Annotated in this window: 10 protein-coding genes and 1 pseudogene; 7 read left to right on the top strand and 4 right to left on the bottom strand. The window is 40.0% G+C overall.

The genetic code is table 11. The features are described 5' to 3' along the window. Positions 1 to 113 precede the first annotated feature (113 nt). Both AB4507_RS03905 and AB4507_RS03910 read left to right on the top strand, forming a co-directional pair. Positions 114 to 533 carry a hypothetical protein gene (locus tag AB4507_RS03905; RefSeq protein WP_372117171.1) on the top strand — a complete coding sequence of 140 codons (420 nt, stop codon included), beginning with the start codon at positions 114 to 116 and terminating at the stop codon, positions 531 to 533. After that, positions 530 to 1,810, top strand: a complete 1,281-nt coding sequence (locus AB4507_RS03910; RefSeq protein ID WP_372117173.1) for a DUF6575 domain-containing protein — start codon at positions 530 to 532, stop codon at positions 1,808 to 1,810. The genes AB4507_RS03905 and AB4507_RS03910 overlap by 4 nt, the downstream gene beginning before the upstream one ends. Positions 1,811 to 1,864: 54 nt before the next feature. Here AB4507_RS03910 and AB4507_RS03915 read toward each other — a convergent pair whose 3' ends face one another. Further along, positions 1,865 to 3,832 carry a recombinase family protein gene (locus AB4507_RS03915; RefSeq protein ID WP_372182252.1) on the bottom strand — a complete coding sequence of 656 codons (1,968 nt, stop codon included), beginning with the start codon at positions 3,830 to 3,832 and terminating at the stop codon, positions 1,865 to 1,867. A gap of 379 nt (positions 3,833 to 4,211) precedes the next feature. Between AB4507_RS03915 and vxrA the strand changes: the two genes are divergently transcribed. From vxrA to AB4507_RS03940, 5 genes are read left to right on the top strand one after another with little or no spacing between them, the layout of a single operon-like run. Continuing rightward, positions 4,212 to 5,684 (top strand): sensor histidine kinase VxrA, encoded by a 1,473-nt coding sequence (gene vxrA / locus AB4507_RS03920; RefSeq protein WP_102428373.1) that lies wholly within the window; start codon positions 4,212 to 4,214, stop codon positions 5,682 to 5,684. Then, positions 5,659 to 6,318, top strand: a complete 660-nt coding sequence (gene vxrB, locus AB4507_RS03925) for a response regulator transcription factor VxrB (protein WP_017060099.1) — start codon at positions 5,659 to 5,661, stop codon at positions 6,316 to 6,318. The genes vxrA and vxrB overlap by 26 nt, the downstream gene beginning before the upstream one ends. Next, a complete protein-coding gene (locus AB4507_RS03930) occupies positions 6,318 to 7,205 on the top strand; it encodes a DUF2861 family protein (RefSeq protein WP_102320802.1) in 888 nt (295 codons plus the stop codon). Before vxrB ends, AB4507_RS03930 begins: the two co-directional genes overlap by 1 nt. 50 nt (positions 7,206 to 7,255) lie before the next feature. After that, positions 7,256 to 8,410: a conjugal transfer protein TraF gene (locus AB4507_RS03935; protein WP_017069084.1), complete on the top strand. Its 1,155-nt coding sequence runs from the start codon at positions 7,256 to 7,258 to the stop codon at positions 8,408 to 8,410. 41 nt (positions 8,411 to 8,451) lie between these two features. Next, the gene (locus AB4507_RS03940) at positions 8,452 to 8,604 is read left to right on the top strand and encodes a YoaH family protein (RefSeq protein ID WP_004731009.1); all 153 of its coding nucleotides are present in this window, start codon (positions 8,452 to 8,454) and stop codon (positions 8,602 to 8,604) included. Positions 8,605 to 9,151: 547 nt separating this feature from the next. Here the strand turns inward: AB4507_RS03940 and AB4507_RS03945 are convergent. The 3 genes and pseudogenes from AB4507_RS03945 to AB4507_RS03955 all read right to left on the bottom strand — a co-directional run. Next, positions 9,152 to 9,643, bottom strand: a pseudogene (locus AB4507_RS03945) (GGDEF domain-containing protein); the annotation flags it as partial. 1,030 nt (positions 9,644 to 10,673) lie between these two features. Beyond that, positions 10,674 to 10,985, bottom strand: a complete 312-nt coding sequence (gene yciH, locus AB4507_RS03950; RefSeq protein ID WP_008221404.1) for a stress response translation initiation inhibitor YciH — start codon at positions 10,983 to 10,985, stop codon at positions 10,674 to 10,676. Between the two features lie 3 nt (positions 10,986 to 10,988). After that, positions 10,989 to 11,357 (bottom strand): DUF3319 domain-containing protein, encoded by a 369-nt coding sequence (locus AB4507_RS03955; protein ID WP_017060095.1) that lies wholly within the window; start codon positions 11,355 to 11,357, stop codon positions 10,989 to 10,991. Between the last annotated feature and the right edge of the window lie 124 nt (positions 11,358 to 11,481).

Consider the following 11,481-nt stretch of genomic DNA (forward strand, 5'->3'; position numbering starts at 1 on the left):
GCTCATATGTAGAAGTTTGATTTGTAACTGATTATACCAAATATGATATCATTTGCTTAGCGTAATGTTGGATTCCTCTTCACTGTAAGAGGTTAGTAAGTAAAGAATTCTCAATGAACGATAATCAAATTATGTATCAATGGCCCGTAGACTTTCCTAAACGTCTGCAAGAAAATCAAGATGTAGTATCGGCAAGTGGGGAAGTATGTCGTTTAGTTGATTGCGTACCTCCTAAGGACAGTGACTTTAAGCGTCATCGTGATGAGAAGCCAGAATACACATACAATACAGAGAAAAAACGTCTTCAGTCGTATGGTGTTTCATTTTGGTCTACTGTTGAAGCTGCTAAGTATGTTAAGGCTAAGTACCCAGCTAAAGAACAGTTTGGTCTTAAAAAAATTGTATCAGGTGTTCTCATTCCTGAATTCGGTGTAATACCTAAAGTTCAAGCACGAGATGGTCACGTTACACTGTGGAAACAAGTAGGAGCAGAGCCTCATAAGCACTTTATTAATGAGGTGGAAGAATCATGAAAGTTTTACCGACTGATACAGAGCTAGGACGTTTGCGGTTTTTCGAAATCTATGATGATTTTTTCGGACCAAAATGTTTTTCGGTTAAAGATGAATTAGAACACCTCTATCTAGTTTATTGGAGCGGTGATTATGATGAAGGAGCTTGTACAAAGTGGCTTTATTTACCTATTTCACACTCGGGACTAGATGAATTACTTCGTCATGAAAAATCGGTTCATAGTGTCTTTTTAAACTCAAAGCGTTTAAAAGTGATGACGGTTTATGCAGAGCAGAAGACAAATTTTGATTCTATAGATGAGAGAAATTCTAATTCAGTTAACTTTCCACCTGAGTGCTTCACGTTTGACTCTGAGGAAATACAATCTATCGCTCCTGAATCAAGATGGGATTTCAACTTAAGGATTGCTAAAAACAACGGTAAAACAAATACTCCTACAGACTCTGTCATTTCAAAGATATTGGATGCATTTGGAGATATTGTAAAAGATTTGATGAAAGACGGTTCCAGAAGAGAGCCTGCATTATTTCCATTAACAGCAAGTTATGGCTCTTTTGATGTGAAACTTGGTGCTAGTGATAAAGAACGTGCCAATGTTGCAATATCACTACTGGGGTCGCTTCTGTCAGATGTTAATACAATAGAAGAACAGTTAGAGAAGATTGAGTTAGATCCTTATCGACTGAAGAACTTATTGGATATAGTCGAGCTTCATAGTTTAGAGTTGACTATGAAACCTAAAACATCTGAATTCTTAGAGGAGCCACTGGTACTTTCTTCAAGTAAGTTACTGCCTGTAATTAAAAAATTACAAGAAATGACACTCATAATTATTGATTCGAATAAGGTTCCTCAAGCTAACAAGTTAGAGCGTATTATTGAAGTTGTACATTTACTATCAGATAGAAGCCAACTGACTCACGAACAGTTGGAAGGCTTGACTACAAGGAGACAAGTCTCGTATTACACACATGCTGCACAGTGTTTAGGATTACTTAATAAAAACTTGACACTAACTTCTGCTGGTGAGTTTTTATTACAAAGAGAGTGCGAAGAATCAAAGTATGAATATCTTGCACTTAGATTTGAATCTAGTGATTTTGGTTGGGCTTGGATGAAATGGGCTCAAGTGAAAAACCTATGTGATTTAGATGAAAATACAGCAGAAGCTTTTATCCGTGAATGTGTTAAAGGGCTTCATAGAGGTACAATTAAGAGAAGAGCAAGGGGCCTAGTTACTTGGGTTAAAATACTAAAGCAATATCACCGAACCTGATCTTGTTCCTAGCTCCAGTTGCATGTGAAAAAGGCTGTCTAATGACAGCCTTTTTTATTTGATTTTTATTCTAGATACTCCAAGCATTATAGACGCTGAAGCTAAATTTAGATCCTTGTTCCTGTGCACTAGTACAGTATGCCTTTTTGTGTAGTATTTTGTGGTTAGTTCAACTTCAACTTTAGTCCAACCGTATAGTGATACATCGACATCTTTGTAGGCTTGCCATTGGGTGGTGGTAGCACCAGCATTCATCATGGCAGATCGTTTCCATTCGTATACATCATCAGTCAGTAAATCAAAAAATGTTTCTTGTTTACAATCAGGTTTAATATAGACGTTTCCAAGAGGTATTGGGTTGACCACATCATCAAGATACGCAGTATGTGACGCTATTAGAGTTTTAGTTGATGTGACACTGAGAAGTTCAGGGTAAACCTTCTTCAGTTCTCTATAGTCGCTGTCAGGAATTATTTGTATTCGAGCGTAATGACGCTGGTGGACTTTTTTATTATCCCGTCTACGAAGCAACATGTAATAGCTTGTTGAACTATCTTTAAACTGGATACGAATCATGTATCTAGAATCTACGGTAATTCGATCCACTAGAGTAGAAACTATGTGTCGTATTTCTGACTTCAGCTCATTGTCACCTTGAATATAACGCTCTAAACAATCTATATGCTGGTGGTATAAATCTAGTGCGTACTGGTATTGACTTAAGTCAATGTTATGTATTGCATTAGTTTTAGCATTTTCTAGTTTCAGTTGTTCGATCTTTGACTCTAGTTCCGCTATAGATTGCTTTTTAGCAGCTAACAGGCTTTTCATCGTATCGTCGAAGAGGTCTAGATTATCAAATAAAAACGTTTGTTGTTTTTGGTATTCCATGACCTTTGTTTCTAGTTCTAATTCAATCCCTTGTAACGTTTTGTCATGTCCGTTATCCATCAATTGACTAGATAGCAACTTTTCACCAATTGCGGTCATTACAATTCGATCTAGGTATTCCTGTTTGATGTACGGGTAGCATTTAACTAGACGGTTAGCACATCGGTAGTACTCAGTTTTTTGAGTAACATTCCGAGCGATGGACAGAACTGAACCACAACAGCCGCAATACAGTTTTTGAATCCCTGATAGGATAGAAACCTGTTTACGCTGGTTGTTTGATACTTTTGTTTGTGCATCCTTTATAGCTCTTATCTGGTAATACTCAGATTCACTGCAAAGAGCAGGGTAGTAATCTGTCAATACATGATCTTCACGTTGATGTGTTATCTCTAGAACACCATACACAGCACGGGTGTTAAACATCTTTGCACATGCGGAATAGGACAATTCTAGACCTACAGAGTGTGCATATCGCATGACCGTAGATACACCGTACCCGTCAAGCGCAAGAGTGATCATGTGTTTAGCGTGATCCCAGTTTATTGGATGCTGTCTAACGGTTTTGGTTGGTTTATCTATAGTGATCCAGAATGGATGGCGACCGATACCAACATCAAAGCTATTACCATCGAGTTTTTGATCGTCTTTAGCTTGTTGGATACGGTGTGATGCATAGCGGTTGGTTAAGTGACTTTTCTTTGCGGATTCTTCATTAGCGGTCTTTAGTGCCAAGGTAGCAAGGATTGAAGACATAGGATCATCCATCTTGTAAAGATGGTTGTCTATTGTGGTGTGTATCATTACACCAGCGGAGATAATGCGGTTGTATAGCACTTCACTTGCCGTTAGGTTCTGTCTAGATAGACGGTCTAACGCTCGCATAACGATGATGTCACCGCTAGAGATAAGACCATTCTCGATGCCAGTTAGTAAACGAGATAGCTCACCCACAGCTGCGTTTTTACCCTTGTATGATGATACACCAGCATCCTGATAGAATAGGTGAGAGAGCGTCGTGCTGTACTGTAGCGCAAGTTGTTCGAGTAATACGTTATCGTTTTGAAGAGATAAACTTAGACCGTCTATCTGCTTTCCACTAGATACACGAGCATAGGGTATAAGAGCCATATAAACCCACTGTTTTTAAAAAGTGCGTGAGTATACATTGTTTTTGGTGATGCTAAAAAGAGTTGTCTAAGTATCTTAGAACATCTATAGAGATCACCTCTAAACAATATGTAACAACTCGATAAGGAGCTCATTTGAGCTCCTTTTTTTATCTTACGAAAGCGACTCTATGTGTGATCTCAGTTGATACGAAGTTGACGAAGCCTGATGCAAAACTTGTCGCAATTGAGGTTTGGCTTGCCAATCAGCCTACTAGTACGTATGTACAATGTGGCCGTAATATATTGGCCTTTATCTCTGTAGCTCGCCATTCTCAATGTTTTTCATGCGGTTAAAAATTTATCTTTGATAGCGAATGGTATATATTTGGTTGATCTATATGAATTTGCGTTGGTTTGTGATCATCAAAAGAACATTTACTCTTCTTATCGCTACGTTGTCTGTGTCTGCAAACGCATTTGCTGACTCTTTACCTGAGCGTATCGATAATTTCACCAAACTCTTTGATCATGAAACGGCAATCGAATCTTACGATATTCGAGTGCTACAGGCTGATTATCCAACACGTTTGATCATGCCGTCTTCTATGCTGCCACAAACAGCAGAGTACCCGTTAAAAGACATTCAGCGCTTGTACCAGTTATCAAAAACCTGTAGTGGTAAACTGCCGTTAAGCCCTTTGATTACTGAGCCTTTAGTTTTTACTCGTGCAATGTGTAAAGGCACCAAGCTTTCTGACCGTTGGTTTAGCCGTAGTGGTTTGATTCACCCTGGCGGCGGTTCTTATGCGGCACGATACGTTGAGAAGTACCCAGAAAAATTCGACTCTCTGAAGCGCTTTATGCATATTCAAGAGCGACCAAACACCGAACACGATGAACTACTGTCTCGCTTGCAACAAATGGATAGCGAAGCAATCACCGCGCTGTTAGCGGGTGCGAGTATGTTTGTTGAGCTTGATGAGATGTGGGTAAAACGCGGCTACAGATATTACCTGTATAAAAAATCAGTCTGGAACGAAAATGCCACGCTTGCTGGGTTATCGTTTAGCTTGTCTTCAGAAGGTAAAAGCTGTTTTGTCCAGCGTGGTAATGTGTGTTGGGAAATAGAAGATCATTCAGAGCTTCTGCAAGTCGCCATGTTTATCTTGGTTATTGCCAACATCATGCTTGTCTTAGGTTGGGCGATTTACCGCTGGAACAGCAAGAAACAAGAGATGAAGAGTCGCATGCTGGTTCTTCAAATCCTAACGCACGAATTAAGAACGCCGATTGCGAGTTTGTCATTGACGGTGGAAGGGTTCAGGCGTGAGTTCGAACACTTACCAGAATCGGTATATGATGAGTTCCGTAGGCTGTGTGAAGATACACGCCGTTTAAGACAGTTGGCGGAAGCAAGTAAAGATTACCTGCAATCAGATAATCAACCGCTCGCAACAGAGTGGGTGCCAAGTGTTGAAGAGTGGCTCCAATACAAAGTTGAAGAAGACTTTGCGCCGGGGATTGAACTCCGTGTAAACAAAGATATAGCTGCAAAAGTGAACGTATATTGGTTGGGAACGTGCATCGATAACCTAATCAGAAATGCCGTGAAATACGGTGTGGCTCCAGTAATTCTAGAACTGAATACTTCTGACAAGAAGCTGACATTCAAAGTTATAGATAATGGAGACTTGTCTCGCAAAGATTGGGGGCAACTAAGAAAGCCATTCGTAAGTAAGAGTGGACTCGGTTTAGGTCTGACGATAGTGGAATCTATGGTTGGAAAAATGGGCGGTCACATGACGCTTATCGGCCCCCCAACAACATTTATTTTGGAGATACCTTGTGAAACAGACATTGCTTCTCGTTGAAGATGATAAAAATTTAGCTGACGGTTTATTAGTTAGCCTTGAGCAAGCTGGATATGAATGTTTGCATGCAGAACTGATCTCTGAAGTTGAAGGCTACTGGGAACAAGCGGATCTAGTGATTCTAGACCGTCAACTTCCTGATGGCGACTCAGTAGATTCACTTCCAGGTTGGAAGAAAAAGAAAGATATCCCAGTTATTTTGCTGACGGCTCTCGTGACAGTAAAAGACAAAGTAGCGGGCCTAGATTCAGGTGCAAACGACTACTTAACAAAGCCATTCGCAGAGGCTGAGCTATTTGCTCGAATTCGTGCTCAACTTCGCCTGCCAGATTCTGAAGAACAAGATGCATCAAAAGTTATCGCTCAGAATCTTGTTATCGATAAAGCGACACGTGAAGTGTTTTTCAATGAACAGGAAGTAACGTTAACGCGCACTGAATTTGACCTTCTACTGTTCTTGGCAAGTAACCTTGGACGTGTGTTTACACGTGATGAACTGCTTGACCATGTATGGGGTTACAACCATTTCCCAACAACACGTACGGTAGACACGCACGTTCTGCAACTAAGACAGAAACTGCCGGGTCTAGAAATTGAAACGCTGCGTGGCGTTGGTTACAAGATGAAAGCGTAATGAGAATAGCCTTACTTCCACTATTAATGTTTTCTTGCGTAGCGAATACCGCGCAAGCAACGGATTGGTTTAAGAGCAGCGATGCTCTGACTCAAGTTCATAAACATCTGCTAGATAATGATTTACCTCAGATGTTTGACTCATTAGTGGAAGTTTGGCAAATCAACTCGTCTCAATCACGAGAAGATCACCTCAATGAACTGTTCGATCAAGCATTGAACAAAGATTGTGGTAAAACTCTCACCAGAAAAACACTCCCAGATTGGATTAGTTCAGTCGTCGTTAAAAGACACATCATTCAAAGCCCTGGCCGAGATACCTTTCGTGTATCGATTAATGTTGAATCCGAAAACAACATTCAAGACATTACCTTCGAGAAGTGGGTCGATAAGATCGTTTCTTCGGACAGTGAGTTAACCAAAGACAGTGAAGTGGTTAACAACGAATCGGTGAGTCTATACCGCAAGCGTTACAATTTAGCCTCTCAACTTGAATCGGGTTTGTATCGTTTAAGTGTGAAAGGCGATGGTGGAAATTCTTGGAGTACTTGGATTATCCTTGGTGAAGTTGCAATGCGTCAGCAAGTTCGCTGGTCTTCAAAAGACACCTGGCGAATCGATAAAAAAGAACTTCTGAACCCTTATTGTCCTCTTCCTAAACTCGAAATTGGTTTGTACGATTATGTCGATGAACACTATGAGCAGGTGTGGGGCAAGAGCTATGAATCTGATTATCCAATGAACCTTACTGGTGAAGAACTTCCTAATGATCGCTATGTTTTAGCGGTTTCAATGGTGCATTCACGCTGGCAAGGCGACATAGCGATAGAACAAGCACAAACTATCAGTAAAACTTATGATATTTCTAGCGAAGAAGAGTTAAAGTAATTTAAAATTGTGCCGTTAACTATGTAAGGGATCTAACAAAGATAAACGGCATGAAAAAAACTACAAAACTACTCGCAGCGTCAATTGCATTCGCCAGTCTTCCTCTTTCAGCAGCAAACTACGCCATTGAAGCGCGTGGTGATGCGATGGGTGGTGTTGGTGTTGTTTCAGCAAACTTCCTAACTGCTCCATTCTATAACCCAGCACTTGTTGCGATTTATCGTCGTAATGATGACATGGGAATGATCACGCCAAGTTTTGGCGGTAATTATAATGACCCTAATAACTTAGTTGATGATATCGATAATTTAGTTGACAGCATTGAGTCAGGTACTGTGACTGGTTCTGATCTAGATGCTCTTAATGGTGATAGCCTGAATGTTGATTTAGGTGGTGTTGTAGCATTCGCTCTACCAAATCAGTATATTGCAGCAAACGTATTTGCAAAAGCATACACTGAATCATTTGTAACCCCTGATACATCTAGTGACGCTGCTAATAGTGACTTGGTTAATGCTGAGTTAACTGCTGTTAAAGCTGTTTCTATTGGCATTATGGAAGCTGGTATATCATTAGCAAAATATCAAACGTTCATGGGACAACATTTGTCGTTTGGTATTTCTCCAAAACTCCAAAGAATCTATACGTATAACTACATTGCCTCGGCACAAAACTACGATCTAAGTGATGTTCGAGAAAACGACACCGCGGAAACTACATTTAATATTGATGCAGGTGCGCTTTGGTTTTACGGCCCATTTAGAGTGGGTTTTTCTGCAACGAATATTATAGACCGTGAGATTGAAACTAAATCCGTTAGCCAACAGCTAACAAGCAGCACAGGGGCTACAAGAACAGTAACATCGAGTCATTCTTATAACCTGGGGCCTGTCTACACTGTTGGTGCGGGGATCGTTTCTGATTACTTTACGTTGAGTGTTGATTATGATTTGAATGAAGCAGAGAAGTTTACTTCGTTCGAAGACAACGAACAGATGATTCGTGTTGGTACTGAAGTCGACCTGTTACGTCAGCTTAAGCTAAGGGGAGGGTATTACAAGAACCTGGCTTACTCTGATTCAGAAGGAACAGTGACAGCTGGTGTTGGTATCTCGCCATTGAACTTGTTTCAGCTAGATCTAAGTGCTAACTACACGAATGAAAATGCAATGGGTGCATCCATCAATTTCCTTGCTAGTTACTAACAGTCCTTATATAGTTCTGCTCCTAAATAAAGGAGCAGAGCATGCTAAACGACTTACCAACCCTTTCTCACGAAGAACAACAGAAAGCTGTTGAACGAATTCAAGAAATGATGACCCAAGGCATCAGCACAGCACAAGCTATCAAAATCGTTGCTGAGCAAATCCGTGAAGAAATGAGTAATAAAGAAGAGTAGGGCATCAGCCCTTCTTTTTTAATACGATAGTGCACTATAACTAAATATATTACCCTCTAGTATATTATCTCGTACATACCAACTCTTTAGCTACCCTAAATTCCCGACCTATCCAAAACCATTAAATTCCTTTTATTCAGTAAGTTATGTCGGAGTGATCCACTTTTCAGGCATTTCTTGGCTTTGGGTTGTAATTAAATTACAGTAAGTTCTGAAAGTGGAACAATCGCCATTTTAGGTGTCAGTATTTGTGTCACCGCACCTAAGTGGCTAAATATATGGTGTTTTTACGGCTAGTGACGTTGTGACTTGTATTTTGAACGGATGAGAATCCATGAATGTTCAGAAGCAGACAAATGATGATTTCATCGAAGAACAGAGTGAGACAATCCACAGCGGTAATGTTCAAAACCGATATCGCGAATGGCTTACCACCGCTTAGAGCAAGCTTCGTTGCCACATATGTGCTTTACAGAATAAGTATTTAAAAAGCTTACGAGGCGTAAGGTGTTGTGTAGAAGTCGATTAAGGAATGCGGCGCGTATCAATTTGAGAATGCTAAATCGATGTGTTTTCTATTGGGGAATGATAAGTCTAAGCGATAGAACTTGTTAGAAATAGGGTCGCTTTGAGCGCTGTAGTTGTCGTCGTGGTTACGTATGTAGAATCGAAACCTTGGCTCCTCTTGACCTTCATATTCTATATTGATGGTGACCGAATCGAACGTTAAGAGATCGAGCCCTTTATTTTGGGTCGATCTCTTAACGTACTCAATTTCACAGAAGGGTAAGCTATAGGTTTGTTCAAAGTCACGCTGTAACTTAATTCCATCTTCTGACTTATGTAATGAGCCTACGGTGCCACCATCGTGGTCTCTGTCCGTATTTACGCGCGTAGGCTATCTGTCAGGTGTGATGATGTAGTTCTTATCCATGAGCGTATTAAAAGAGATCAACGACACTAGCGTGATTGCTAGGCAAAAATACGCGCCCAGCGACAGATATATGCCTAAATAGCGTTGTTTTTGTTCGGTATTTATACGAAAGGTGACGTTTTTAAGGGGATAATAATTTAACTGTGTAAATATACAGTTGTTATTTGGGTTCTTTATTTTGTGTTCCATAGGACCAAGCTTTACCTGTACAGCTAGCTACAGTGTCACTTTACTTATTGATTACATGTGTCGATAAACATTATAAGCTTTCTAATCTCAGGCGGTAACACCATTGCAACTTCAAAGCAGGCATATCAGTTAGAGAAAACAAGTAAAGAAAAACTAAGCGCAATGGGTTTAAAGTAACTCTTAGGTTTATTACCAAAGCTACCTAAGTCCAATTGAACGTAATTTCAGGGCAAACCGTGATTATGGATCTCCCAAGTATCGGTGTTGTGTACCAGCAATAAGTGTAATGAATCTATGCAAACTGAACACAAAGTACTAACTCTAGAGAGAATCGTTAAGAAGGTTTGAAAAATCTGTGTGCGGGTCTACATAAGACACACGAACTTTATTAGTTGATGGATTTAAACGAGAGCTAAGCATGTGCAGTTGATAAGAAACATTGGTCGCGTGTGTGAAATCTGGAATAGAAACAACAGCAATGCTTACAAGAATTGCACACAGCGCAGCGAACCGTTAGTGCAAACAGAGAAGTGGCATATAAGTTAAACCAGACGGACAAAGTTTCGCGTCAATTAGATTTTCTGAATGAAGATTGAATTGTGTAGACGCTGGCCGTACATATAATTATTAGATTTCAAATGCGATAAGAAAACTCTGAACGGCGCAAGAAGCGTGAGAGTCAGTTGGAACAAGGATTTTAAGGACAAAAGATGAGAATACTACCTTTAGAATTAACTACACGCATTATTAACTGCGTATTATGTACGTTATGTTAAATGGATTTTGATGTTTATAAGGCAGGTATCTTTGTGTGATGCCCTGCCTTTGTATTGTGCCGATATTCTCTAATTTATACTGTGTATTTAACCAAACTGGCTATTTACCATAAAATACCTAATAACCAGTGATAATAATCTTCGATTTTAACCCTGGTATTAGTTAGAGATTAACCGCCAGCAAATTTAACTTTGTAGCCTTTCTTTTCAAGGTGCGCTTTGATCTTGTCGCGCGCGTCACCTTGAATTTCGATGTTGCCATCTTTTACTGAGCCACCGCAGCCGCAAACTTTCTTGAGTTCTGCTGCCATTAGTTTTAATGGTGCGTCATCTAGGTCTAAGCCAGTTACGACAGAAACGCCTTTGCCTTTACGGCCTTTGGTTTCTTTTTGGATTCGAACGATACCATCGCCTTTGGGACGTTGGACTTTCTCTTCTTCAGGCTTAATGCGACCTGTTTCTGTTGAATATACTAGGCTCATAATTTACTTCTTTTGTTGCTCTGCTTTTTGTTTTGCGAGTAAGTAAGCTTCTATATGGCGTTGGATTGCAACCTTGCCGCCTTTGATTAAGCGACCGTTAAACATGCAATACCACGCATTAGGCTCACCGGTGTCATTCTTGATTTGGTAGCCGTTGAAGTTTTCAGTCGAGCCACCTGTTCCTCTCGACTTATTTAATGACATGAATTCTTTTGGATCAATAATAGATGCGGTATCAATCCACCAATCAATACTCTTTTTCACGGCAGCTAGGTTGCCCTGAATAACGTTGTTTTTTAACTTAGCACGCCAAACTGTGTTGTTAGCATCTATCGATTGAAGATGGACGCTTCGGTAAATTGAATTAGCCATATCTATTAATCATCTTTCTGTTTTCACTGCATTAATCATAAGTATACTAATAATGATATCAAGCATAATATGGTAAAAACACCTGTCGAGGTATGGTAATTTGAGAAAAAAAGGTTCATCGCGG

The organism is Vibrio sp. 10N.222.54.A3, from assembly GCF_041474095.1.
GTDB lineage: Bacteria > Pseudomonadota > Gammaproteobacteria > Enterobacterales > Vibrionaceae > Vibrio > Vibrio crassostreae_C.